At 68.9% G+C, this 23993-nt stretch carries 22 protein-coding genes; 14 read left to right on the top strand and 8 right to left on the bottom strand.

From position 1 onward, the window contains the following. Positions 1–19: 19 nt before the first annotated feature. Positions 20–796, bottom strand: coding sequence for an SDR family oxidoreductase (locus tag EOJ32_RS17955; protein ID WP_127899731.1), 777 nt, complete (start codon positions 794–796; stop codon positions 20–22). Further along, positions 793–1116, bottom strand: a complete 324-nt coding sequence (locus EOJ32_RS17960; protein WP_127899732.1) for a nuclear transport factor 2 family protein — start codon at positions 1114–1116, stop codon at positions 793–795. The genes EOJ32_RS17955 and EOJ32_RS17960 overlap by 4 nt, the downstream gene beginning before the upstream one ends. 111 nt (positions 1117–1227) lie before the next feature. On the opposite strand from EOJ32_RS17960, the gene EOJ32_RS17965 reads away from it, so the two are divergent. Further along, a complete protein-coding gene (locus tag EOJ32_RS17965) occupies positions 1228–2118 on the top strand; it encodes a LysR family transcriptional regulator (RefSeq protein WP_127899733.1) in 891 nt (296 codons plus the stop codon). Between the two features lie 12 nt (positions 2119–2130). On the opposite strand, the gene EOJ32_RS17970 is transcribed toward EOJ32_RS17965, so the two are convergent. Next, a complete protein-coding gene (locus EOJ32_RS17970) occupies positions 2131–2670 on the bottom strand; it encodes a TetR/AcrR family transcriptional regulator (RefSeq protein WP_127899734.1) in 540 nt (179 codons plus the stop codon). A 110-nt stretch (positions 2671–2780) separates the two neighbouring features. Between EOJ32_RS17970 and EOJ32_RS17975 the strand changes: the two genes are divergently transcribed. The 3 genes from EOJ32_RS17975 to EOJ32_RS17985 are packed head-to-tail and all read left to right on the top strand — an operon-like array spanning position 2781 to position 6521. Further along, positions 2781–3272 carry a (2Fe-2S)-binding protein gene (locus tag EOJ32_RS17975; RefSeq protein ID WP_127899735.1) on the top strand — a complete coding sequence of 164 codons (492 nt, stop codon included), beginning with the start codon at positions 2781–2783 and terminating at the stop codon, positions 3270–3272. Continuing rightward, the gene (locus EOJ32_RS17980) at positions 3269–4291 is read left to right on the top strand and encodes a xanthine dehydrogenase family protein subunit M (RefSeq protein WP_127899736.1); all 1023 of its coding nucleotides are present in this window, start codon (positions 3269–3271) and stop codon (positions 4289–4291) included. Before EOJ32_RS17975 ends, EOJ32_RS17980 begins: the two co-directional genes overlap by 4 nt. After that, positions 4284–6521: a xanthine dehydrogenase family protein molybdopterin-binding subunit gene (locus tag EOJ32_RS17985; protein WP_127899737.1), complete on the top strand. Its 2238-nt coding sequence runs from the start codon at positions 4284–4286 to the stop codon at positions 6519–6521. Before EOJ32_RS17980 ends, EOJ32_RS17985 begins: the two co-directional genes overlap by 8 nt. 39 nt (positions 6522–6560) lie before the next feature. Here EOJ32_RS17985 and minE read toward each other — a convergent pair whose 3' ends face one another. From minE to EOJ32_RS18010, 5 genes are all read right to left on the bottom strand, one after another. Next, positions 6561–6830 carry a cell division topological specificity factor MinE gene (gene minE, locus EOJ32_RS17990; protein ID WP_176695051.1) on the bottom strand — a complete coding sequence of 90 codons (270 nt, stop codon included), beginning with the start codon at positions 6828–6830 and terminating at the stop codon, positions 6561–6563. Continuing rightward, positions 6827–7675 carry a septum site-determining protein MinD gene (gene minD, locus EOJ32_RS17995; RefSeq protein ID WP_045981816.1) on the bottom strand — a complete coding sequence of 283 codons (849 nt, stop codon included), beginning with the start codon at positions 7673–7675 and terminating at the stop codon, positions 6827–6829. Before minD ends, minE begins: the two co-directional genes overlap by 4 nt. After that, positions 7672–8436 carry a septum site-determining protein MinC gene (gene minC / locus EOJ32_RS18000; protein ID WP_045981815.1) on the bottom strand — a complete coding sequence of 255 codons (765 nt, stop codon included), beginning with the start codon at positions 8434–8436 and terminating at the stop codon, positions 7672–7674. The genes minD and minC overlap by 4 nt, the downstream gene beginning before the upstream one ends. A gap of 220 nt (positions 8437–8656) precedes the next feature. Further along, positions 8657–9667 (bottom strand): peptidoglycan-binding protein, encoded by a 1011-nt coding sequence (locus EOJ32_RS18005; RefSeq protein WP_127899738.1) that lies wholly within the window; start codon positions 9665–9667, stop codon positions 8657–8659. Positions 9668–9805: 138 nt separating this feature from the next. Next, a complete protein-coding gene (locus EOJ32_RS18010) occupies positions 9806–10735 on the bottom strand; it encodes a DMT family transporter (RefSeq protein WP_240542599.1) in 930 nt (309 codons plus the stop codon). A gap of 149 nt (positions 10736–10884) precedes the next feature. Here EOJ32_RS18010 and EOJ32_RS18015 point away from each other — a divergent pair, with 149 nt between their 5' ends. The 10 genes from EOJ32_RS18015 (at position 10885) to EOJ32_RS18060 (ending at position 23802) form a co-directional block, all read left to right on the top strand. Then, positions 10885–11103 (top strand): DUF3072 domain-containing protein, encoded by a 219-nt coding sequence (locus EOJ32_RS18015; RefSeq protein ID WP_127899739.1) that lies wholly within the window; start codon positions 10885–10887, stop codon positions 11101–11103. A 119-nt stretch (positions 11104–11222) separates the two neighbouring features. Further along, positions 11223–12083 carry a gamma-glutamyl-gamma-aminobutyrate hydrolase family protein gene (locus tag EOJ32_RS18020; protein ID WP_127899740.1) on the top strand — a complete coding sequence of 287 codons (861 nt, stop codon included), beginning with the start codon at positions 11223–11225 and terminating at the stop codon, positions 12081–12083. Positions 12084–12184: 101 nt separating this feature from the next. Then, positions 12185–12964 (top strand): SDR family oxidoreductase, encoded by a 780-nt coding sequence (locus tag EOJ32_RS18025; protein WP_127899741.1) that lies wholly within the window; start codon positions 12185–12187, stop codon positions 12962–12964. Next, complete coding sequence (locus EOJ32_RS18030; RefSeq protein WP_127899742.1) at positions 12964–14763, top strand: glycoside hydrolase family 15 protein; 1800 nt, start codon at positions 12964–12966, stop codon at positions 14761–14763. The genes EOJ32_RS18025 and EOJ32_RS18030 overlap by 1 nt, the downstream gene beginning before the upstream one ends. A 112-nt stretch (positions 14764–14875) precedes the next feature. Then, positions 14876–15445 (top strand): type 1 glutamine amidotransferase domain-containing protein, encoded by a 570-nt coding sequence (locus tag EOJ32_RS18035; protein WP_045981809.1) that lies wholly within the window; start codon positions 14876–14878, stop codon positions 15443–15445. 432 nt (positions 15446–15877) lie between these two features. After that, positions 15878–16957: a DUF475 domain-containing protein gene (locus tag EOJ32_RS18040; protein ID WP_127899743.1), complete on the top strand. Its 1080-nt coding sequence runs from the start codon at positions 15878–15880 to the stop codon at positions 16955–16957. A gap of 149 nt (positions 16958–17106) precedes the next feature. Further along, positions 17107–18339: an MFS transporter gene (locus tag EOJ32_RS18045; RefSeq protein ID WP_127899744.1), complete on the top strand. Its 1233-nt coding sequence runs from the start codon at positions 17107–17109 to the stop codon at positions 18337–18339. 84 nt (positions 18340–18423) lie between these two features. Continuing rightward, positions 18424–19170 (top strand): ImuA family protein, encoded by a 747-nt coding sequence (locus EOJ32_RS18050; protein WP_127899745.1) that lies wholly within the window; start codon positions 18424–18426, stop codon positions 19168–19170. Next, the gene (locus EOJ32_RS18055; RefSeq protein ID WP_127899746.1) at positions 19091–20599 is read left to right on the top strand and encodes a DNA polymerase Y family protein; all 1509 of its coding nucleotides are present in this window, start codon (positions 19091–19093) and stop codon (positions 20597–20599) included. The genes EOJ32_RS18050 and EOJ32_RS18055 overlap by 80 nt, the downstream gene beginning before the upstream one ends. After that, a complete protein-coding gene (locus EOJ32_RS18060; protein WP_127899747.1) occupies positions 20596–23802 on the top strand; it encodes an error-prone DNA polymerase in 3207 nt (1068 codons plus the stop codon). The genes EOJ32_RS18055 and EOJ32_RS18060 overlap by 4 nt, the downstream gene beginning before the upstream one ends. The last annotated feature ends 191 nt before the right edge of the window (positions 23803–23993 follow it).

A 23993-nucleotide genomic window follows, 5' to 3' on the forward strand; every position in this document is an offset into this window, starting at 1 on the left:
GCGGAAATGGCGCCGACCGTCATGCGGTCGGCACGGTCCCCCCGTCGATCACGTATTCCGTGCCGGTGATGCTGGCGGCGCGATCGGACGCCAGGAACGCGATCAGGTTGGCCACCTCGGCGGGCCGGGACGGGCGGCCCAGGGGGATGCCGCCAAGGCTGTCCATGATGATTTGCCGCCCCCCGTCCAGGTCCGTTCCTGCATCCGACGCCAAGCGTTCGGCCAGCCGGACCGAGGCCTCGGTCTCGATCCATCCCGGCGCCACGCGAACCACGCGCACGCCATGGGGCGTGACCTCCTTGGACAGGCTCTTGCTGTAGACCGAAAGGGCGGCCTTGGCGCTGGCATAGGCGGTCGTGGCCTCGGGCAGGGGCAGCAGCGCCTGGATCGAGGTCACGTGGATCACCACCCCCGACCCCTGCGCGACCATGCCGGGCACCAGCGCGCGGTCCAGACGCAGCGCGGGCCGCTGGTTCAGGTCCAGTTCGGCCTCCCACTCCGCCTCTCCCAGGGTGGCAAAGCCGCCGCCGGGGGCGGACGATCCGCCCAGCATGTGCACGATGATGTCGACGCCACCCATCCGATCCCGCACGGCGGCCGCGACGCTGTCGCATCCCGCCAGGGTGGTCAGGTCGGCGGCGACGAACAGGTCGTCCGGCAGGTTGGCGGCCTTGCGCGCCGTGGTCAGCACCCGCGCGCCAAGGTCGCGAAACAGCGCCACCGTGGCCGCGCCCGCGCCCTGCGTGCCGCCGGTGATCAGGGCGCGCTTGCCCAGCAGCGTCAGGAACCCAGTCATGCCCCGATCTCCAATGCGGTGATGCGATCGTCGGACAGCGCGAAGGCAAAGCGCAGCATGGCCGGGCTGCCGGGGAAATCGCCGGTGACGGTGGCGCGGACGAAGGTCCTGCCATCGGCTTGGATCATGTCGATCGGTTCGGCATGGTGGCGGTACTTGGCCTTGGCGGCCAGCCACCAGTCCCGGATCTGCCGCGGCCCGTGATGGTCGCGACCTTCGTCATGGACGACGGCATCGCTGGCAAAGGCGGCGGCCAAGATGTCGCCATCCTGGGGCGCGCGGGCGGTGAAATAGGTGCGGATCGCGGGCGGCATCTGCATGGGACGTCCTTTCATGTCTGCTGCCCCCAACATAGCGCTGGACGGTCATGCGGATAATCGGGATAGATCGGCATCTGGTGATGACAGGATCGGGACAGTGGGCGTCGTGCGATGGATGGAGGGCTGAAGGCGCTGGAGGCAGTGCTGGCCATCGCGCGGCGCGGATCGTTCCGGGCCGCAGCGCTGGACCTGGGCATGTCGACGACCGCCCTGTCGCACAGCATCGCACGGCTGGAGGCGTCGCTTGGCGTCCGCCTGTTCAACCGTACCACCCGCAGCGTGTCGCTGAGCGATGCCGGCCGCGCCTTTGTCGCCCGCATCGGCCCCGCGGTGACCGTGATCCGCACCGCGATGGAGACCGCGCAGTCGCAAGGGACGACCCCCTCCGGCCTGCTGCGCATCAACGCATCCGTCCAGGCGGGGCGCGAGGTGGCGCCGCTGGTCCTGGCCTTCCTGCGCCGTCACCCGCGGATGCAGGTCGATCTTGTCACCGAAGGGCGGCTGGTCGACATCGTGGCCGAAGGGTTCGACCTGGGCCTGCGCCCTGCGGACCTGGTGCCGCGTGACATGATCGCCCTGCCCGTGGGGCGGCCGCAGCGCCATGCCGTCGTCGCATCGCCGGATTGGATCGCGGCACATGGTACGCCCCTGACGCCCGCCGATCTGCCGCCGGCGGAGTGCATCCGGGTGCGGCTGCCCAACGGCGCGCTGCTGCGCTGGCCGTTCCAGCGCGGCGCCGAGGTGGTGCAGATCGAGGCCCAGGGCCGCCTGACCCTGGACGAGGCCGCCATCGCGCGCGCCGCGGTGCTGGATGGCGCCGGCATCGGGTTCTTCATCGAACAGGACGTGGCCGATGACATTGCTGCCGGGCGGATGGTGCGCCTGCTGGCCGACTGGACGCCGCCGCGGGCGCGCTTCAGCCTGTACTATCCGGATCGGCGCAATCCGTCGGCGGGGTTTTCGGCGTTCCTGGCCATGGTCCGCGACGTGGGGCGTGCGTGATGGTCCGCGGTCCTATCGCGGCCGCAGCCCGTCCAGGAACACGTCCAGCAGCAGGCCGGCCCGCGCCGGGTCCGCACCGGGACCATAGCTGAGGCTGAGCAGCACCCGGATCAGGTCGTCCGCCGTGACCGTGCCGCGGACCTGTCCCGCGGCCACGGCGCGGTCGCGCAGCCCACCCACGGCCGCCAGCATGCGCGCCGACTGTTCGGTGAAGAACGGCGCCTCCTTGTCCAGCACCGGGGCCAGGGCCGCGACCATGCCCCGCTTGGTGGCCATCATGTCCAGCGCGGCGTGCATCCAGACGGGCAGGTCGTCGGCGCGGGCCAGTGCCTCCAGCGCCTCGACCTCGCGGGCATAGACGGCCTGGAACAGCGCCTCGCGCGTGGGGAAATGGCGATAGAGCGTCGCGATGCCCAGGCCCGCGCGCCGCGCCACGGCCTCCAGGCTGGCGGCGTCGCTGCGAAAGACCTCGCGCGCGGCGGTCAGCAGGCGGTTGCGGTTGCGGGCCTGATCGGCCCGCGGCTTGCGCGCGACTGGCGTGTCTTCGCCCATTCCCCGACGTCTCCTTCATCGTTGTTGCGAAACGGAGGATGCCTCCGTATAGTGATGCCATGGCCGCCACCGGCCCGACTTCCCGATAGCTTACCGCCAACGAGGGAAAGATGACACAGACCCTGAACCTGACCATCAACGGAACCGCCCGGGCGATCGCCCTGGACGACCCGCGCGCGACCCTGCTGGACGTGCTGCGCGAACGGATCGGCCTGACCGGGACCAAGAAGGGGTGCGACCGCGGCCAGTGCGGCGCCTGCACCGTGCTGATCGACGGGCGGCGCATGAATGCCTGTCTGGCCTTGGCGCTGTCCCATGACGGGGCCAGCATCACCACGGTCGAGGGCCTGGCCCAGGGCGAGGACCTGCACCCCGTTCAGGCCGCGTTCATCCGCCATGACGGGTTCCAGTGCGGCTATTGCACGCCCGGCCAGATCATGTCGGCCGTCGCCCTGATCGCCGAAGGCGAGGCCGGGCTGGACCCCGAGCGCGTCCGCGAAGGGATGAGCGGCAACCTGTGCCGCTGCGCCGCCTATGCCGGCATCACCAAGGCCGTGCTGGACGCGACCCGCGTCATGACCGCCCGCGAGGACGCGGCATGAACCCGTTCGATTATACCCGCGCCGACACGCTGGAGGCCGCGGTGGGCGCCGATGGCGCGATCCTGGCGGGTGGGACGAACCTGCTGGACCTGATGAAGATCGGCGTGGCGACGCCATCGCGGCTTGTCGACATTTCGCGGTTGCCGATGCGGGAGATCGACGACCATGACGGCGGCCTGCGCATCGGCGCGATGGTCAGCAATGCGGATCTGGCGCGCGACCCGCGCATCCTGGCCCGGTTTCCCGCCGTGGCCGAGGCGCTGCTGTCCGGCGCGTCCCCGCAACTGCGCAACGCCGCCAGCACGGGCGGCAACGTGATGCAGGCGACCCGCTGCAGCTATTTCCAGGACCCGCTGTCGCCGTGCAACCGCCGCGAACCCGGGTCGGGCTGTTCCGCCATCGGCGGCGTGACGCGCAACCACGCGATCCTTGGCTGGTCCGACGCCTGCATCGCGACGCACACGTCCGATCTGTGCGTGGCGCTGGCGGCCTTTGACGCGGTGGTCCATGTCGCAGGCCCGACCGGCACCCGCAGCGTGCCGATGGCCCGGTTCCACCCGCTGCCCGATGCGGTCGGCGTGCCGCCCGCCCTTTCGGCCGGAGAGGTCATTACCCATGTGACCCTGCCCGATCCCGGCGGCATGGCCCGACACGCCCGCTATCTGAAGCTGCGCGAGCGGACGTCCTATGCCTTTGCCATCGTCTCGGCCGCGGCGGGGGTCCATGTGGAGGACGGCCGGATCGTGGCCGCCCGCCTGGCCCTGGGCGGGGTCGCGGCCCGCCCGTGGCGCGCCCATGCCGCCGAGGCCGCCCTGATCGGCCAGCCCGCGTCCGGGGACGCCTTTGCCCATGCCGCCGCGCTGGCGGTGCAGGGTGCCGCGCCGTCGGGGGACAATGCCGCCAAGATCGTGCTGGCACAGCGGATCGCCCTGCGCGCGCTGATGCTGGCCGCACAGGGCACGCCCGACCGGATGCCGGCGCTTCCCGCCTCTGTCTTCGAAGGAGACGACCATGGCTGACGTGACGACCACCCAGCAGCATGTGCGCTTGGGCTCGAACGCGGGTCAGCCGATGACCCGGCGGGACGGGCTGCTGAAGGTGACGGGCCGGGCGCCCTATGCGGCCGACCTGCGGCCCGAGGGCGTGCTGCATGCCGTCACCGCCGTCGCGGGCATCGCGCGGGGCACGGTCACGCATCTGGACACCGACGCGGCCATGGCGCATCCGGGCGTGGTCAGGGTTTATACCCCCGCGAACCGACCCCCGCTGGCGGTCCATCCCGACACCAAGATCCACGGCTTTGCCTGGAAGACCGAGGCGCTGCAGGACGACACGGTCCGCTATGCCGGCCAGCCCATCGCGCTGGTCGTCGCCGAGACGTTGGAGGCCGCGACTGAGGGCGCGCGCCTGCTGAACCCGCAGTATCGTACCGACCCGCCGCGGATCGGCCTGGACGGCGATGCGCCCTATGAGCCGGAGACCGTCAGCATCGGCCGCCCGCCGTCGCTGCAGGTGGGGGACATGGACGCCGTCCGCGCGCGGGCCGCCCACCATGTCGACACGGTGATCGAGACCGCGGCCCAGTATCACAACGCGTTGGAACCCCATGCCATCACCGCCCGATGGATCGGCGACCGGCTGGAGATCGACACGCCGAACCAGGCCATCGGCCTGCTCAAGCAAAGCTTTTCGGCCTATCTGGGCATCGATCCGGCGCAGATCGTGATCCGCAGCCCGTTCCTGGGCGGGGGCTTCGGGTCCAAGGCCATCCTCTACGGTGCCCAGCTGATGGTGGTTCTGGCGGCGCGGGACCTGGGCCGGCCCGTCAAGCTTGCCCTGCGGCGCGACCAGATGTACGGCCCGGTCGGCCACCGTCCCGCCACGCGCCAGACGCTGCGGCTGGACCTGGACGACCAGGGGCGCATCATGGCGCTGGACCATCACACGCTGGCCGTCGCCTCCAGCTTCAACGATTTCATCGAAAGCGCGTCGAACGCCTCGCACAGCGTCTATGCCACGACCGCGATGCGCACGACGCACAGCGCGGTGCGCGCCGATACCGGCACGCCCGGCCCGATGCGCGCGCCCGGAGAAGCGCCGGGATCGGCGGCCCTGGAGGTGGCCATCGACCAGGCGGCCCATGCGATGGGCATGGACCCGCTGGCCTTCCGCCTGCTGAACTATGCCGAAACCGACCCGGCATCGGGGATGGCGTTTTCGTCCAAGGCCTTGCGCGACTGCTATGCGCGGGCCGCTGACCTGTTCGGTTGGGCCGACCGCCCGATCGCGCCGCGGCAGATGCGCCAGGGACGGCTCCTCAAGGGCTGGGGCATGGGCACGGCGCAATTCCCATGCCCGATGTTCCAGGCCGCGGCGCATGCGACGCTTCGTGCCGATGGCAGCGCTGTGGTCGAAACCTCGGCCGCGGACATGGGGCAGGGCGCCTGGACCGCGCTGGCGCAGATCGCCGCCGACGGTCTTGGCATCGATGTCGACCGGCTGGAGTTCCGGTCGGGCCATTCCGACCTGCCCGATGCCGGGGTGGCGGGCGGATCGGGCCACACGGCCACGGCTGGCACGGCGCTGTTCAACGCGGGCGCCGACACGGTGCGGCAGTTGGCCGACATCGCGACGAAGGATCCCGGATCACCGCTGTTCGGGGCCGGCAATGCGGGCGTCACCGCGCGGGGCGGGCGCCTGTACCGCAACGACGACGACAGCCGCAGCGAGGCCTATGAGGACATCCTGGCGCGCGCCGGGCTGGACCTGCTTCGCGGAGAGGGCAGGGGCGCCCGCGAGGGCGAGCCGGAACGGGCGATGTTCTCTCATGGCGGGGTCTTCGCCGAGGTGCTGGTCGACCCGGACCTGGGCCAGATCCGGGTCAGCCGGCTGGTCGGTGCCTTTGCCGCCGGTCGCATCGTCAACCCGCATCTGGCGCGCAGCCAGCTGCTGGGCGGGATGATCTGGGGTATCGGCTTTGCGCTGCACGAGGAGGCGGTCCATGACCCGCGCACGGGGCGGTTCACCAACAACGACCTTGCCGGATATCACATCCCGGTCAATGCCGACGTGCCGCATGTCGAGGCGCTGACCGTCCACGAGGACGACGAGTTCGTGAACGCGCTTGGCATCAAGGGTGTCGGAGAGCTGGGCGTCACCGGCACGGTGGGCGCCATCGCCAATGCCGTCTGGCATGCGACCGGCATCCGCCCGACACGGTTCCCGATCCATCCCGAAAGCCTGATCTGACGGAAAGGGCCGGCCCCGTGCAGGGGCCGGCCGCAGGGATCAGTTCGACTTGACCGCGGGCAGGTCGATGTTGATCTCAAGGCTGGACATGTTGTCGCCGCGCTCCATGCGGACGTCGACATCCTTGTCGCCGATCGGCACGTGCTTGCGGATCGCCGCGACGATGTCGCGCTGCAGCATCGGCAGGTAATCCGCCTCGGCGGTGCCGCTGCTGCTGCGTTCATGGGCCAGAAGGATCTGCAGGCGGTCCTTGGCCGTCTGCGCGGTCGCGGGCGGGGTCTTCTTGCGGGCGAATCCGAACAGGTTCATGACGCCCGCCCGAACAGACGCTGGAACAGGCCCGGGCGGCGTTCGCCCTGGATGCGCATCTCGACCTGGGTGCCGGTCAGGCGGCTGACGGCGTCGTTATAGGCCTGGGACGCGGCGGAAGGGCCGTCCAGGGTGACGGGCGTGCCGACGTTCGACGCCTTCAGGATCGCCTTGCTTTCCGGCACGACGCCCAGCAGCGGGACGGCCAGGATCTCCAGCACGTCGTCGACGGTCATCATCTCGCCGCGGTCGACGCGCTCCTGGTCATAGCGGGTGATCAGGACCTGCGCCTTGATGGGCTCGGCGCCCTGGGTCTCGGCGCGCTTGGTCTGGCTGCTCAGCAGGCCCAGGACGCGGTCGCTGTCGCGCACCGACGAGACCTCGGGGTTGGTCACGACGACGGCCTCGTCGGCGAAATACATCGCCATCTGGGCGCCGTGCTCGATCCCCGCCGGGCTGTCGCAGACGACATAGTCGAATTCGGCCTTCAGCTCGTTCAGGACCTTCTCGACGCCCTCCTTGGTCAGGGCGTCCTTGTCGCGGGTCTGCGAGGTCGGCAGGATCGACAGCGTGTCGACCCGCTTGTCCTTGATCAGCGCCTGCTTCAGCTTGGCGTCGCCCTGGATGACGTTGATGAAGTCGAACACCACCCGGCGTTCGCAGCCCATCGTCATGTCCAGGTTGCGCAGACCCACGTCGAAGTCGATGACGACGGTCCGGAAGCCCTTCTTGGCCAGCGCGGCCGAGATCGCCGCCGACGATGTCGTCTTGCCCACGCCGCCCTTGCCCGACGTGATCACGATGACCCGCCCAAGGGGCGGGTTGGTCTTGGGTTCTGTCGTCATGCGATCACCTCCATGCAAAGTTTTTCATCCCTGAGATATATGTGCGTGCAGCGTTGGAGGGCCGCCGCATCCAGCGTCTCGCTGGTCTGGTAAAGGCCCGCGATGGCCACCAGTTCGGCGCTGAGGTTCTGACAGAAGATATGCGCGCCCTCGTCGCCATGACATCCCGCCATCGCGCGCCCGCGAAGCGTGCCATAGACATGGATGTTGCCCGCCGCCACCAGCTCGGCGCCCGACGCCACGGTTCCGATGATGGTCAGGTCGCCATGTTCGGCCATCACCCGCTGTCCGGACCGGACGGGCGCGTGGATGACGACGTTCTGGACCGGGGGCGGCACGTCGGCTGCAGCCGCGGCACCCGACGCGGCGGCGGCAGCGGCGGCCGCGCGGGGCAGCGGTGCGTCGCGTCCGGTGGTCACCGGGATAAGCCCGTGCCGGTCCAGCAGCGCCTCGTCCATGCCATGCGCGTTCTGGACGCCGAAGACCCGCAGTTCGCGGGTCCGTAGATGCGCCAGCAGGTCACCGATGCGGCCGTCCTCGCGCAGGCCGGGGGCGTTGGCCAGGTCCAGCACCATCGGCGCGCCGGCAAAGAACTGGGGCGTGGTGCGCAGCTGTTCGTCCAACTGGGCATAGAAGGCCGGGTCCGGGCTGTCACGATCAATGCGCAGGACAAGCGCAGTCAGGAATCGACCGCGCACCTGAAAGGCGGCGACGGTGGCCGGCGCGCGATCATGCCGGTTCCGGGCGTATCGTTCTGACACGTCGAGGCTGCTCCTGCTCTGGGGCGGGTCGCGATTCGGTGCCGCGCCGCTTTTGTTGACCCCCCTCTTTCACGAACTGGCGGACAAAGGAAGAATCTCCGCGCATTTTCAGCAGGAACCCGCCGCCGGAATGGCCCGCCCAAGGCAGACAGGCGGTTCCCTGCCGACGCGCGCGACCCCCTGCGCCGCGATCGCGGCCGCCGCGCAGGGCCGGATCGGGTCAGATGCGCGCCTGCTGCCGCAGCGTGCGGACCTGTTCGGCCGTCAGATAACGACTGGCCGCCAGACCGTTATCGCCCTGCCAGCGGGCAATGGCGCTGCGGGTCGAGGGTCCGAACGCCCCGTCGGCGCGCCCGCTCAGATAGCCCAGGCTGATCAGCTGACGCTGGATCGCCACGCGTTCGTCGCGGGTCAGGCCCAGCAGCTCCTCGTCGATGGCAGCTGCGCGGTTCTCGGTCGGCGCCGGGTCGCGGCCTGCCGCATCGCTTTGCAGCGACCGGACCTGCGCGTTGGTGACATAGCCCGTCACCCGTTCGCCGGTGTCGCGCTGCCACATGCGGATCGCCTCGCGCGTGCCGGTGCCGAACAGGCCGTCCGCGCCCTTGGGGTCATAGCCCAGGGCGATCAGGTTGCGCTGGATCTGCACGCGCTGGCTGCGCGACAGGCGCAGGTCCAGTTCGGCCTGCGCCGCGGATGTCGCCGGATCGGCGGGGGCGGGGTTCGATGCGGCGGCCCCGTTCTGCAGCATCCGCGCCTGGTTGGCGTTCAGATAGCCGTTGCCCGGAAGCTGTCGGGAATCCTGCCAGGCCGCGATCGCGCGGCGCGTGCCGGACCCGAAGACGCCGTCGATCCCCGACCGATAGAAGCCAAGCGTCGCCAGCCGCCGCTGGATCGCCATGCGGCTGGCCCGCGACAGGCCCAGATCGGCCTCGGCCCGCGCGGCGTTGTTCTGCGCCACCGGCGCGCCGCCAAGGTTCGACAGCCGCTGGCGGGCCTCGCGCGCATGGGTGCCGTTCGGATAAGCGTCGAGATACTGGCGATAGGCCGCGGCAGAGCCGTTCTCGACCACGCCCTGCCACAGCGAGCTTTCCTGGGCGGCCTGCTGCTGTTCCAGCAGGGTCTTGGCGATCGTGCCGACCATCTCGCCCAGGTCGGTTTCCGCTATTGCCATCTGGCCGGGCAGGGCCATCGTGCCTGCCAGCATCGTGGAAATGATAAAGCGTCGCATCATGTCTGTCCTTCCCGCGCGGATCAAAGCCGTACTGTCAACGTGCGTGATACCCGAAATATTTCCCGCGGAACCGGCGAAGACGCAAAATAAAGCAGATGTGTCCGTTCGTGTCGGGACCGGAGGGCCCCCGCGCGACGCCTATCGCCGCGCGGCGGGACGGACCGGGGCGGGATCGCCGATGGCGGCGGCCTTGGCCTTGCCGCGCCACAGGATGAACAGGCCGGACAGCACGATCAGTCCCGATCCGACCAGCATCCCCACGGTCAGCGTCTCGTCGAACAGCGCGATCCCCAGGGCCGCGCCGAACAGCAGCCGGGTATAGCGGAACGGGGTCACGGCCGACACGTCGCCGGTGCGCATCGCCTTCATCAGGCAGGAATAGGCCCCGATGCCGATCACGACGGTCGCCGACAGCAGCAGGGCGGCGCGCGCATCGGGCATCACGAAGCCCTGCCGCTGCCACAGGGAAAACAGCAGGCCGGCCACGGCCAGCGCCAGAAACCCGTACAGCCCCAGGATCGCGGTGCTGAGGCTGCGGGGCGCTGCGCGACTGGCCAGGTCGCGGCCGGCAAAGCCCAGCATGCCGATCACCGCCAGCAGCGACAGGGCCGAGAACCCGCCCGTTCCCGGCCGCAGGATGATCAGCACGCCCAGCAGGCCCAGCCCGATCGCCGTCCAGCGCCGCCAGCCCACCCGTTCGCCAAAGATCAGGGCCGCGCAGGCCACCACCACCAGCGGCGTCGCCTGCAGGATCACGGTCGCCGTGGACAGCGGGATCAGCGCCAGCGCCAGGACATAGAACAGCCGTCCCGTTATCTCGAAGAACACTCGGACCCGCATGGCCCGCGACAGCACGTCCGGCGTCATCAGCGCGTCGCCCTGCGCACGGGCGATGATCGCGAACAGCGCCGCGCCGCCAAGGCCGAACAGCATCATGATCTGGCCCACGGGCAGCAGGTCCGACACTGCCTTGACCAGCGCATCCTCCAGCGCAAAGGCCGCCATGGCGACGATCATCCATGCCGCGCCGATGGCGTTCAGCCGCGCGGGCGTGTCCGTCTTCAACATCGTGGTCCCCGCCGCTGCCTTGCGCCCTGCGCATAGGCGTCCCGGTCGCGATGTGCAAACCCCAACCATCTGTCGTCCACGGTACGAATGGAACGGAACCGGAACATGCGTATCGCGTTAACCATGCTGAAACACGAAAGGCTGTTCCCATGGACGATACCGATCCCAAATCCCATCCCGTCGACAACGCCGAAAAGGAACCTTCGGCCTGGGTCAGCGGCGATGATCCGATGACCGGCGCACAGGCGTCCTACCTCAAGACGCTCAGCGAGCAGGCGCACCAGCCCGACGCCTATGACGAGAACATCAGCAAGGCCGAGGCGTCGACCCGCATCGATGCGCTGAAGGCCAAGCTGGACCTTGAATAAGACCGGGCTGCGGGCCGCGCTGGCCCGCAGCCTGATCCCGCCTGTCGCGATCGTGCGGGAACGACCGGATCGCCGTCGCGTTGGCCGGCACCTTTTTCCCTGTTGATCGGACCTGAACCGTGCCCCTTCGCATCCTGGTTGTCGCCAGCGAGACCAAAGACCAGCGTGACGAACGGCGCCGCTATGCCAATACCGCTTCCGACGAAAGCTATGCCTTGGCGCTCAAGGCCTTGCGCGATGATCTCGAGATCGTTTCGACCTCCTGTGTAGAGAACGGCACGCAGATGAGCCTGCGCGATCTGGCGCAGTTCGACGGCATCGTCTTTGCCGGATCGCCGATCCAGATGCACCATGTCAGCGACGAGACGCGCCGTGCCTCCTCATTCATGCGATTGGTCTTCGATTCAGGGACGCCGTCCTTTGGATCGTGTGCGGGATTACAGATCGCGGCGGTGGCCGCCGGGGGCGCGACCGGCCCGCGACAGCCGGGCATAGAGGCCGCGCTGGCCCGCAACATCCTGACCACCGATGACGGTCGCGACCACCCCATGCTGGCCGGTCGCCCGCCGGTCTGGACGGCGCCCGCGATGCATTCCAGCATCGTGACGACCCTGCCGCCGGGCGCACGGGTGCTGGCCCGGAACGCCGACACCCCCGTCGAGGCAGCCGAGATCCGGCATGGCAACGGCGTCTTCTGGGGCGTCCAGTATCACCCCGAGATCACCTTGGCCGAGGTCGCGGCCTCGCTGCGCCGCCAAGCGTCCGACCTTGTCGATGCCGGGCTGGCCGCCAGCATCAAGGCGGTCGAGGATCATGCGGACAGGCTGCAGGCGCTCAGCGACGACCCCGCCCGCACGGATCTGGCCTGGCAGCTGGGCGTGGATGGTCAGGTGACCGACACGGCCAACCGCATTCGAGAGATCGGCAATTTCCTGTCCGCGCTTGAGGGGAACGCCCTACGCCTGCCGCATGGGCGCTAACCCCGACTGCGGCCCGTAACATCGGGACGCGATGCCGCGGCGCGGAACGACGGTCGGGGGCAGGCGTTGGCCCCGGAACTCAGCCATTCGGACCGCATCCCATGCCAGACACCCCGCAGAACCCCCTTGCCATCGTGACCGGCGCCGATTCCGGCATCGGGCGAGCAACCGCCATCGCGCTGGCCAAGGCGGGCCATGACCTGTTGATCACCTATCGGTCGGACCGCGACGGCGCGTCCGAGACGGTATCCAAGATCACCCAGATTGGCCGCCGGGCACGCCATGTGCGTTGCGACCAAAGCGTCCCTGACGACATCGCCGCGATGTTCGCGGACCTGGATGACCAGGGGATCGCCGCGCGCGTGCTGGTCAACAATGCCGGCATCGACGCCAGCGGCACGCCGGCGGCACAGATGACCGACGATGACTGGCTCAAGACGATCGCCACGGATCTGACCGGTCCGTTCATGCTGTGCCGCGCCTTTGCCACCCGTGCCGTCAAGGCGGGGAACGGCGGACGGATCGTCAATGTCAGCTCGATCCACGAGGATACGCCACGCATCGGATCGGCCGCCTATGACGCCGCCAAGAGCGGGCTGCGGATGTTGACGCGCACGCTGGCGCTGGAACTGGCAGGCGATGCGATCACCGTGAACAACGTGGCGCCCGGCATGATCCTGACCCCGATCAACCAGGCGGCCAAGGACGACCCCGACCTGCGCCGCAAGATGGAGAAGAACATTCCCCTGGGCCGCGCGGGCGAACCGCACGAGGTCGCCGACCTGATCGCCTTTCTGGCATCGGACGCGGCGGCATACGTGACGGGGCAAAGCGTCTTCATCGATGGCGGGCTGTCGATCAACCTGGGGCAGGGCGCCTGATGGCGCGCGACGCCGCGGGCTATCTGCCCCTGTCCGATTATGCGGCGCTTGGCGACGGGCGCGGCGTGGCCCTGTCCGGTGCGGACGGGGGCATCGACTGGTGGTGCGTGCCGAACATGGACAGCCCGCCGCTGTTCGATCGCCTTCTGGTCGGTCACGACGTGCTGGAAAACGGCGCGCAGGGCGGCCATTTCACGATCACGCCGCGGGGGACGTTCTCGGCCACCCGGCGTTACCGGCCCGACAGCAACGTGCTGGAGACGCGGTTTCGCACCGATGACGGCGTGGCCGTGCTGATCGAAAGCCTGAACAGCTCCACCGCAGGACGGCTGCCTTGGGCGGAGCTGGCGCGACGCATTCAGGTCCTGGACGGGCGGATGAGCTTTGACGTGGTGCTGCAGCTGGGCCACCGGTCGGGCAAGCGCAGCCCCTACATGGCCAAGCGCGGCCCCTACGAGACGTTCCATGTCGGATCGGTGCTGGGCCTGTTCCTGCATGGCGAACAGCTGCAGATCGACCATCGCGGCGACGACCGGGTCGAGGCGCGGCTGGTCCTGACCCGGGGCCAGACCGAGGTCATCGCCATCGTCGCCGGCGCGAACGAGCCGCTGGTCGTGCCGCCCCTGTCCGACATCGACGCCCGCATCGACCTGTCCGACCAGGAATGGCGCGACTGGTGCGCCCTGATCGCGCCCGACCTGCCCGACCGCGATTTCCTGATGCGGCAGGCGCTGGCGCTCAAGGTGCTGCTCTATGCGCCCAGTGGGGCGATCGCCGCGGCGGCCACGACCTCGCTGCCCGAACGGATCGGGGGCGACAAGAATTACGACTATCGCTTTGCCTGGGTGCGGGACGCGGGCTACGTCATCGAATCCTTCCTGCACCTGGGGATCATGGCCGAGGCCAAAGCCGCGCTGACCTGGCTTTTGAACCAGCTTTGCGCGCATGGGGCCAAGGTCTGCTTTTCGCTGGACGGCGGCGTCGAGGAGGGCATGGAGGAGATCCCCGTTCCCGGCTATCGTGGATCCCGCCCGGTCCTGTCGGGCAACCGCGCGGCGCGCCAGCATCAGCACGGCATCTATGGCGACATCTTCGAGACGGTGTCGGCATTCGTGCGCGCCGGCGGCCTGATCGACGACCGCAGCGCCGAGACACTGTCGCATTTGGCCGATGAATGCGCCGACCGCTGGAAGCAGAAGGACAGCGGCATCTGGGAACTGCCGCAGCTTGAACATTACACGATGTCCAAGATCAGCTGCTGGCAGGCGCTGAACCGCGCGGTTGAACTGGCCGATGCCGGCCAGCTGCCCACCACCTGCCGCGACCGCTGGAGCCGCGAGCGCGCCCGCATCGCCGCCTGGATCGATGCGCATTGTTGGGACGCGGATATCGGCGCCTATGTCATGCATCCCGGCACCACGCGGCTGGACGCGGCGCTGATTCTGGCGGTGCGTTTCGATTACGACGGCCATGACCGTCTGCGCCGCACGCTGGATGCGATCGACGCGCAACTGGGCGCGGGCGGGCACCTGCACTACCGATATACCGGGATGGACGCCGAGGAGGGGTGCTTTCTGGCCTGTTCGTTCTGGATGGTCGAGGCGCGCGTCCTGCTGGATCAGCGCGACAAGGCGCTTGCGCTGATGTCGGGGCTGCGCGCACGTATCGACGACGCGCCGGGCATCCTGCCCGAGATGATCGATCCTGACAGCGGCGAATGGCTGGGCAACATGCCCCAGGGTCTTAGCCATCTGGCGGCCTTGCAGGCCAGCTTGGCCCTGTCGCGCCACGCGCCGTGAAAGTTTTCAGGATGCCCCGCGGCTTGCGCGCCATCCGGTCGGTGCGCAGGAACCGTTCCCCCGGGGGGCCGCGTTCTATCAGCGAACGAACTGCTGCTGAAAGGAACGTCCCATGAAACTGGACGGAAAGAACATCGCCCTGCTGATCTCTCCCCGTGGAACCGAGGAGCCGGAGTTTTCCAAGCCGCTGGCCGCATTGCGCGACGCCGGTGCCAAGGTCACGGTCGTCAGCACCAAGACCGGCACCGCCAAGACGGTGAACGGCGATCTGGATCCCGGGTCGGATCACCAGGTCGACAGCGCGGTCGGGTCGGTCTCGGCCGGCGATTTCCATGGGCTGGTCATTCCGGGCGGCACCGTGGGCGCGGATACGCTGCGCGCGGACAAGGATGTGGTGGCCTTCGTCCATGACTTCTTCTCGCAGGGCAAGCCCGTCGGTGCCATCTGCCACGCCCCTTGGGTGCTGATCGAGGCCGGTGTGCTGAAGGGGCGGACCATCACCTCCTATCCCAGCCTCAAGACCGACATCACCAATGCCGGCGCCACCTGGGTGGACAAGGAGGTCATGACCGACAGTGGTCTGGTGACCAGCCGCAACCCGGACGATCTGCCCGCCTTCTGCGCCAAGCTGATCGAGGAGTTCGGCGAAGGGCGCCACGAGGACCAGACCCGCAGCGCCTGATCCGCTGCCCGCGCCCGTCACCCGTGACGGGCGCGTCTGCCGACCCATTTTACGGTCAAGCCTCGTCCCATCGGGACGAAAATTTCAGGGCCCACCGGGCCTTATTTTTTTGCGACTGAGATGACGCAGCCACAGTAGCGCAATCGTGCCACCGCCGGCTTGGGTCGTTTTCCGAAGCGTTGTTACCGATCTGACAAGATCAGCACAGGGTCCATGCCTCCCATTATCGACACGACATCCCCCGGCCCGATCCGCGGAACGGCGCCCATCGCGGGAAAAGCTGAACGAAGGGCTTGCCGAATCTTCCCGGCGGACACACGGTCGCACGGCGTTGTGAACGCATCGAGTGGTGTCCGGGCCCCTCTGACGAAAGTGGCGGCGCTTTCGTGATGTCGGCACCTGTTTTCGGATTCACCGCCTGGACTTTTCCTCATGACACAGGACACCCTATCCACCGCGCAAAAGCGCCCGGTCCTTTCCTATCTGAAATGGGCGATCATCGTCACCTTCCTGGGCCTGGCCCTGGGCGCGGTGCTGGGATGGAAGACGACCGGCACGCTTGGGGGCATGCTGTCGATCCTGTTCATCGTCACGGTGCTGGCGGTGCTGGAGATCTCGTTGTCCTTCGACAACGCCATCGTGAACGCCAACAAGCTCAAGGACATGCAGCCGGTCTGGCAGCGCCGCTTCCTGACTTGGGGCATCCTGATCGCCGTCTTCGGCATGCGGATCGTGTTCCCGCTGCTGATTGTGGTGATCGCGGCGGGCATCGGCCCGTGGCAGGCGCTGGTGCTGGCCGCAAGCCAGCCCGAGGAATACGCCCGCATCATGCATGACGCGCACCTGCCCATCGCCGCCTTCGGGGGGACGTTCCTGATGATGGTCGGGCTCAGCTTCTTCTTCGACCACGAAAAGGACGTGCACTGGGTCGGCTGGATCGAACATCACATGGCCAAATACGCCTCGATCCGCGGGGTCGAGGTCGCAGTGGTCCTGCTGTTCGTCCTGGGCTTCTCGCATCTGCTGGAGGGTTCGGAACGCACCACCTTCTTCACCGCCGCGATCTGGGGCCTGATGACCTTCCTGCTGGTCGAGGTTCTGGGCGGGCTGCTGGACAGCACGCAGGAGACCCTGCACAGTGCCGCCAAGGGCGGTCTGGGCGCGTTCCTGTACCTTGAGGTCCTGGATGCGTCCTTCAGCTTCGACGGCGTGATCGGTGCCTTCGCGCTCAGCCAGAACCTGTTCGTGATCGCGATCGGCCTGGGCATCGGGGCGATGTACGTGCGGTCCATGACCATCATGCTGGTCGAGAACAGCACCCTGTCGGAATACCGCTATCTGGAACACGGCGCCTTCTATGCGATCATCGCGCTGTCCGTGGTGATGTTCGCCCAGTCCCTTGTCCACATCCCCGAGGTCATCACCGGCCTGGGCGGTGCGACGCTGATCGGCATCTCGCTGTGGTCGTCGATCCGCTGGAACCGTCACGAGGCACAGCTCGCCGCCCAGTGACGACGCACCCTGCGGCCGCGCCCGACGCGGCCGCCGGAACGGCATGAATAGGGCGCCATCATTTATGTCGCAATTTCATCGCTCGAACGGGAACGATGGCGTGATCGGCGGGTTCGGCAGACGGACCACCGATCACAAGGGCGCATCCCATGGCCACAGTTTCGCGTTCCGGCCTGTCGGACAGCTCCCTGCTGGGCCTGGCGATCCTGAATTTCTTCCTGGCGGATGCGCGGGACGGGCTTGGGCCGTTTCTGGACGCCTTTCTGGCGACGCGCGGCTGGTCGCCGCTGCCCCTGGGGGCGATCGCGACGGTCGGTGGGCTGATCGGCCTTGCCCTGACCCCGTTCGCGGGGGCGCTGGTCGACAGGTCGCACTGGAAACGCGCGCTGATCGCCGGCCCGGTCATCGTCATCACCGCGGGGGCGCTGCTGACGCTGCTGGTGCCTGATCCGGCCGTGGTCTGGGTCGGCACCATCGCCACCGCGGTGCTGGGCGTGGTCATCGCCCCCGCCCTGGCAGGGCTCAGCCTGGGGCTGGTCGGGCAGCGCGCCTTTCCGCGCCAGATCTCGCGCAACGAATTCTGGAACCACAGCGGCAATCTGGCATCGCTGATGGCGATCTATCTGGCCGTCAGCCTGTTCGGAGAGTTCTCGGTCGTCTGGCTGATGATCGTGACGGCGCTTGGGGCGCTGATCGCGCTGCGGATGATCCGCCCGGACCAGATCGACCATGACGTGGCGCGCGGCATGGTCGGGGGCCAGGGTATGGACGACCATGCCCGGCCATCCGGCCTGTCGGTGCTGCTGCGCAACCGCGGCCTGATCCTGCTGGCGCTGGTGATGATGCTGTTCCATTTCGGCAATGCCCCGATGAGCCGGCTGATCGCGCAGGAGTTCTCGATCCAGCTGGGAACGCCCTTCCGCACGACGGCGCTGATCACCGGAGTCGCACAGGCGACGATGATCGCGGTGGCCGCGGCGACCCCGTGGCTGATCCGGCGTCTTGGGTTGCGGTCGTGCTTTCTCATCGCGCTGTGCGCGCTGCCGCTGCGTGGCGTCCTGGCGGGGATGGTCCCGGATTTCTGGGTCGTGGTTCCGGTGCAGATGCTGGACGGGATCGGCGCGGGGATGCTGGGCATCCTGACCCCGGTTGCCGCGGAACGGCTTCTGGCCGAGACCGGGCGGTTCAATCTGGGCTTTGCGACGGTGATGACCGTGCAGGGGGTCGGGGCGACCTTCTCCAACGTCTTCGCCGGCTGGATCGTGTCTGGCCACGGCTATGGCATGTCCCATTTCATCGGCGCGGGTGTGGCCCTTGCGGCCTTGGCGGTGTTCCTGCTCTTCAGCCGGACCATCGCGCCGGGACCCCGGTCCGCGGACTGACCGGGCAGGGGAATGGCCTGATGCGTTGACTTTTGATGGTGAAAAGAACAAAACAGGAACTTACAGCCCTGTTTTGGTAACCCCATGTCTGCCTCCTCCGCCACGCTTTCCGCGCTTCGCAGTCGCATCTCGCATCTCGAGGGGCATGTGCAGGCCCATGCGGTGCTGCCCTTCGGGCTGCCCGAGCTGGACCGCCGCCTGCCCCAGGGCGGGCTGGCCCTGGGCTGTCTGCACGAGGTCGCGGGCAGCGGTGCGGGCGCCGATGACGGGGCCGCGGCCGCCTGTTTCGCGGCCGGCATCGCCGCGCGCCTGCCGGGTCAGGTCCTGTGGTGCGTGACGCGGGCGGACCTGTTCGCGCCGGGCCTGGCACAGGCCGGCCTGACCCCCGACCGGGTCATCCATGTCGAGGCCGGGGACGAGACATCCGTCCTGGCCTGCATGGAGGAGGGGTTGCGCCATGGCGGCCTGGCCGCCGTCGTGGCCGAGATCGGGCGCCTGTCCATGACCGCCTCGCGCAGGCTGCACCTGGCGGCCAAGAACACCGGTACCACGGGCATCGCGCTGCGACGCTGGCGGTGGCTGGCGGATGCCGACGACTTTGGCCAGCCCACCGCGGCGATGACGCGCTGGCGCGTGTCGGAACGCCCCTCTTCCGCGCTGCCGGTGCCGGGCCTTGGCCGCGCGCTGTGGCTGGTGGAACTGATGCGCGCACGGGCGGGCGAGACCTTCGATCTGGAAGTGGAGGCATGCGATGGCACGGGTCATCTCGGTCTGCCTGCCGATGTGGCCAATCGACCGGCTGCGGCGGGTGGGCGATACGCCTTCGGATAGCGCGCCGCTGATCCTGTCGGGCCGGGCGGGCAGCCGCCGGGTGGTCACCGCCGCCTGCGACCGCGCGCTGGCGCTTGGCCTGCGGCCGGGCATGCCGGTCAGCAAGGCGCAGGCGATGATCCCCGACCTGCGCGTCGAACCGGCCGACCCGGATGCCGACATGGCGGCGCTGGAACGGCTGGCCCTGTGGCTGATGCAACGCTTTGCGCCCATCGTCGCGGTCGATCCGCCCGACGGGGTGGTGATCGACGCGACCGGCACCGACCATCTGCACGGCGGAGAGGACGCGATGCTGCAGGCGATCCTGGGCCGGCTGACCCTGTCGGGTATCGTCGCGCGGCTGGCCATGGCCGACACGTGGGGGGCGGCCCATGCCCTGGCCCGCCACGGCACGAACCTGCCCATCGTCGCGACCGGCGACATGCAGGCGGCGCTGGCGCCCCTGCCTTTGTCCGCGTTGCGCCTGCCGCCCGCCATCGTCGGCGGGCTGCAGGATCTGGGCCTTGCGACCATCGCGGATCTGATCGCGGTGCCGCGCGCGCCGCTGACCCGCCGGTTCGGACCCCAGGTGATGCGCCGCCTGGACCAGGCCTTGGGCACCCTGGGCGAACCCGTGGACCCGCTGCGCCCTGCCGACCTGGTGACCGCACGCCGTGCCTTTGCCGAACCGATCGGCGCGGCCGAGACCATCGCCCGCTATATCGACAAGCTGGTTCGCGATCTGTGCCGCCAGCTGGAGGCGCGGGGCCTGGGCGCGCGGCGGCTGGACCTGATCTGCTGGCGGGTGGACAGCCGCGCCCAATCCGTGCGCGTGGGCCTGGCCGCGCCATTGCGCGACCCCGCACGCCTGGTGCGCCTGCTGTGCGACAGGATCCCCACCATCGATCCGGGCTTCGGGATCGAGATCATGTCCCTGACCGCGACCCTTGCCGAACCCCTGGCCCCGCGCCAGACCGACAGCCTGCTGGAACCCGCGGCCCCCGACATGTCCAGCCTGATCGACAGCCTGACGAACCGGGTCGGCGCGCGTGCCGTCTATCGCCTGGCGCCGGTGGCCAGCGACGTGCCCGAACGGTCGGTCACCCGCGTGGCGCCGATGAGCGTCATCGCCGAGGGCTGGCCCGACCACTGGCCGCGCCCCTCGCGGCTGCTGGCGCGGCCCGAACCGATCGACACCATGGCCCTGCTGCCCGACCACCCGCCCCGCTGGATCGTCTGGCGCGGCGCCCGCCACGACGTCGAGGGTGCCGACGGGCCGGAACGCATCTTCGGCGAATGGTGGAAGCGCGATGCCGAAACCCGCGCGGTGCGCGACTATTTCCGCATCGAGGACCAGGCCGGGCGCCGGTTCTGGATCTTTCGCCAGGGCGACGGAGAGGACGTGACCACCGGGTCCCACAACTGGTTCCTGCACGGTGTCTTCGGATGAGCTATGTCGAACTGCAGGTGACCTCGCATTTCTCGTTCCTGCGCGGGGCGTCCTCCGCGCAGGAGCTGTTCGCCACCGCGGCGCTGATGGGCATGCGGGCGCTGGCCGTCACGGACCGCAACAGCCTGGCGGGCATCGTCCGCGCGTTCGAGGCGTCCAACGACACCAGCGTGCGGCTGATCGTCGGCTGCCGCTTGGACCTGCGCTGCGGCATGTCGGTGCTGGTCTATCCGATGGACCGCGCGGGCTATGGCCGGCTGTGCCGTCTGCTGTCCCTGGGCAAGGCGCGGGCGGGCAAGGGGGCGTGCCACCTGGACTGGGCCGATGTGGCGGACCACGCCCAGGGCCTTCTGGCAGTGTTGGTCCCCGACATGGCCGATGACGACTGTGCGCTGCGCCTGCGCCGGATGCGCGACGTCTTCGGCGATCGCGCCTATCTGGCGCTGACCCTGCGGCGGCGGCCCAACGATCCGCTGCGCCTGCATCGGCTGTCCCTGCTGGCCGCACGGGCCGGAGTGCCGACGGTGGTCACCAACGACGTGCTGTTTCATGACCCCGACTGCCGCATCCTGCAGGACGTGATGACGGCGATCCGCCACAACACGACCGTCGACGCCCTGGGCTTTCGCCGCGAACGCCATGCCGACCGCCACCTGAAGACCCCGGCCGAGATGGCGCGCCTGTTCGCCCGCTATCCCGATGCGCTGGCCCGCAGCGCCCAGATTGCCGACCGCTGCCGATTTTCGCTCAAGGAGCTGCGCTATCAGTATCCCGAGGAACGCCCCGACCCCTCGGTCAGCCCGCACCAGACGCTGGAGGCGCTGACTTGGCAGGGCGCGGCCGTCCGCTATCCGGACGGGACCCCGCCCAAGGTCGCGGCGACCCTGCGCCACGAACTGGCCCTGATCGCCAAGCTGGAATACGCGCCCTATTTCCTGACCGTGAACAACATCGTCCGCCACGCCCGCAGCCAGGGCATCCTGTGTCAGGGGCGGGGGTCGGCGGCCAATTCCGCGGTCTGCTTCGTGCTGGGCATCACGGCGATCGACCCCCAGGGCGGCAACCTGCTGTTCGAGCGCTTCATCAGCGAGGAACGCCACGAACCCCCCGACATCGACGTGGATTTCGAACACGAGCGGCGCGAGGAGGTCATCCAATGGATCTATCGCACCTATGGCCGCGATCGCGCCGCGCTGACCGCGACCGTGATCCGCTATCGCACCAAGGGCGCACTGCGCGACGTGGGCAAGGCCCTGGGCCTGCCCGAAGACGTGATCCGCGCCATCTCGGGCCAGGTCTGGGCCTGGTCCGAGGACGGCGTGCCCGAAACCCTGCTGCGGGAGCTGAACCTGAACCCCGCCGACCGCCGCCTGCGGCTGACGCTGGACCTGGCGGCGCGGCTGCGCGGCACGCCCCGGCACCTGTCCCAGCATCCCGGCGGCTTCGTCCTGACCCAGGACCGGCTGGACGAGCTGGTCCCGATCGAACCGGCCGCGATGCAGGACCGCCAGATCATCGAATGGGACAAGGACGACATCGACGCGCTGAGGTTCATGAAGCTGGACGTGCTGGCCCTGGGGATGCTGACCTGCATCGCGCGCTGCTTCGCCCTCTTGGACCGCCACAAGGGCCTGCGGCTGGACCTGGCCACGATCCCGGCCGACGACGAGGCGACATTCGACATGATCTGTCGGGCCGACACGCTTGGCACCTTTCAGATCGAAAGCCGGGCGCAGATGTCGATGCTGCCCCGGCTGAAGCCGCGCAGCATCGCGGACCTGACCATCCAGGTGGCCATCGTCCGACCCGGCCCGATCCAGGGCGACATGGTCCATCCCTATCTGCGCCGCCGCGCCGGGCTGGAGGCGGTGGTCTATCCCAAGCCGGAACTGGAACTGGTGCTGGGCCGCACCTATGGCGTGCCGCTGTTTCAGGAACAGGCGATGCGCATCGCCATCGAATGCGCGGGCTTTACCCCCGGCCAGGCCGACATGCTGCGCAAGTCGATGGCGACCTTCAAGCTGACCGGCGGGGTGTCGGCCTTTCGCGACCGCGTCATCGAGGGGATGATCGCCAACGGCTATGATCCCGAATTCTCGGAAAAGATCTTCCGCCAGCTGGAGGGGTTCGGCAGCTATGGCTTTCCCGAAAGCCATGCGGCCAGCTTTGCGCTGATCGCCTATGCCTCGGCCTGGCTGAAATGCTGGCATCCCGACGTGTTCTGCGCGGCGCTTCTGAACAGTCAGCCGATGGGGTTCTATGCCCCGGCCCAGATCGTGCGCGATGCGCGCGATCACGGCGTGGCGATCCGCCCCGTCTGCATCGCGCTGTCGGACTGGGACTGCACGCTGGAACCGGCGGGGCAGGGGTTCGCCGTCCGCTTGGGTCTGCGCATGGTCAGGGGGCTGGCCGAAACCCATGTCCGCGCCATCGTGGCCGCCCGGCCCGCCGCCACGGCCCAGGACCTGTGCCGCCGCGCGGGCGTGCCCGCCGCCGCCCTGACCCGCATCGCCGAGGCCGACGGCTTTCGCCCGACCTATGGCCTGGCGCGTCGCGAGGCGCTGTGGGCCATTCGCGGCCATCAGCCGGACCTGCCGCTGTTCGCCGCCATCCCCGCCCCGGAACCCGCCGTCGCCCTGTCCCCCATGCCCGCCGGACGCGAGGTGGTCCAGGATTACGCCCATACCGGCGTCACCCTGCGCCGCCACCCGCTGTCCTTCCTGCGCGACAGCCTGACCCGCCGCCGCATCCGCCCCTGTGCCGAGGCGATGGCCAGCGTCGACCGCCGCTGGATGCATGTCGCGGGGCTGGTGCTGGTCCGTCAGCGCCCCGGATCGGCCAAGGGCGTGATGTTCATCACCCTGGAGGATGAAAGCGGCATCGCGAACCTGGTGCTGTGGCCCAAGGTCTTCGATCGGCACCGCCGCATCGTCCTGGGTGCCGGCATGATCGGGGTCGAGGGCCGCGTCCAGCGCGCCGGAGAGGTGGTCCATCTGGTCGCCCACCGCCTGACCGACATGTCGGCAGAGCTTGCCTCCGTCGGTCGGCAGGGCGCCTTTCCGCTGCCGCACGGCCGCGGCGACGAATTCCACCGCGGCGCGCCGCCCCCCGATCCGCGCAGCCAGGGGCCCAAGCCCCGCCAGATCTATGTCCGCGACCTGCCGCGTGACGGGATCACCGTGAAGACCCGCGATTTCCGCTGACGGTCCGGTCCTTGCGGGGCCATGACGTTTCTGTATAACATGAATTATGTCACATTTTGAACTGATCGGCATCAAGGTGCCGAACGAAAATTGGTTGGGATGCGTGACGCATGGAAACGACAGTTACCTCTCAATTACATAGGTTATGACGGTTCTCAACTTTCGCGCGGCAATCCTACCGAGGATCGCCC

Origin of the sequence: Paracoccus sp. Arc7-R13 (genome assembly GCF_004010775.1) — a bacterium.
In the GTDB taxonomy this organism is placed as follows: Bacteria; Pseudomonadota; Alphaproteobacteria; order Rhodobacterales; family Rhodobacteraceae; genus Paracoccus; species Paracoccus marcusii.

Bases quoted from the DNA above. Each gene is read 5' to 3' on its own strand.
- EOJ32_RS17955 (WP_127899731.1), bottom strand. From the start codon at position 796: ATGACTGGGTTCCTGACGCTGCTGGGCAAGCGCGCCCTGATCACCGGC.
- EOJ32_RS17960 (WP_127899732.1), bottom strand. From the start codon at position 1,116: ATGCAGATGCCGCCCGCGATCCGCACCTATTTCACCGCCCGCGCGCCC.
- EOJ32_RS17965 (WP_127899733.1), top strand. From the start codon at position 1,228: ATGGATGGAGGGCTGAAGGCGCTGGAGGCAGTGCTGGCCATCGCGCGG.
- EOJ32_RS17970 (WP_127899734.1), bottom strand. From the start codon at position 2,670: ATGGGCGAAGACACGCCAGTCGCGCGCAAGCCGCGGGCCGATCAGGCC.
- EOJ32_RS17975 (WP_127899735.1), top strand. From the start codon at position 2,781: ATGACACAGACCCTGAACCTGACCATCAACGGAACCGCCCGGGCGATC.
- EOJ32_RS17980 (WP_127899736.1), top strand. From the start codon at position 3,269: ATGAACCCGTTCGATTATACCCGCGCCGACACGCTGGAGGCCGCGGTG.
- EOJ32_RS17985 (WP_127899737.1), top strand. From the start codon at position 4,284: ATGGCTGACGTGACGACCACCCAGCAGCATGTGCGCTTGGGCTCGAAC.
- minE (WP_176695051.1), bottom strand. From the start codon at position 6,830: ATGAACCTGTTCGGATTCGCCCGCAAGAAGACCCCGCCCGCGACCGCG.
- minD (WP_045981816.1), bottom strand. From the start codon at position 7,675: ATGACGACAGAACCCAAGACCAACCCGCCCCTTGGGCGGGTCATCGTG.
- EOJ32_RS18005 (WP_127899738.1), bottom strand. From the start codon at position 9,667: ATGATGCGACGCTTTATCATTTCCACGATGCTGGCAGGCACGATGGCC.
- EOJ32_RS18010 (WP_240542599.1), bottom strand. From the start codon at position 10,735: ATGTTGAAGACGGACACGCCCGCGCGGCTGAACGCCATCGGCGCGGCA.
- EOJ32_RS18015 (WP_127899739.1), top strand. From the start codon at position 10,885: ATGGACGATACCGATCCCAAATCCCATCCCGTCGACAACGCCGAAAAG.
- EOJ32_RS18025 (WP_127899741.1), top strand. From the start codon at position 12,185: ATGCCAGACACCCCGCAGAACCCCCTTGCCATCGTGACCGGCGCCGAT.
- EOJ32_RS18030 (WP_127899742.1), top strand. From the start codon at position 12,964: ATGGCGCGCGACGCCGCGGGCTATCTGCCCCTGTCCGATTATGCGGCG.
- EOJ32_RS18035 (WP_045981809.1), top strand. From the start codon at position 14,876: ATGAAACTGGACGGAAAGAACATCGCCCTGCTGATCTCTCCCCGTGGA.
- EOJ32_RS18040 (WP_127899743.1), top strand. From the start codon at position 15,878: ATGACACAGGACACCCTATCCACCGCGCAAAAGCGCCCGGTCCTTTCC.
- EOJ32_RS18045 (WP_127899744.1), top strand. From the start codon at position 17,107: ATGGCCACAGTTTCGCGTTCCGGCCTGTCGGACAGCTCCCTGCTGGGC.
- EOJ32_RS18050 (WP_127899745.1), top strand. From the start codon at position 18,424: ATGTCTGCCTCCTCCGCCACGCTTTCCGCGCTTCGCAGTCGCATCTCG.
- EOJ32_RS18055 (WP_127899746.1), top strand. From the start codon at position 19,091: ATGGCACGGGTCATCTCGGTCTGCCTGCCGATGTGGCCAATCGACCGG.
- EOJ32_RS18060 (WP_127899747.1), top strand. From the start codon at position 20,596: ATGAGCTATGTCGAACTGCAGGTGACCTCGCATTTCTCGTTCCTGCGC.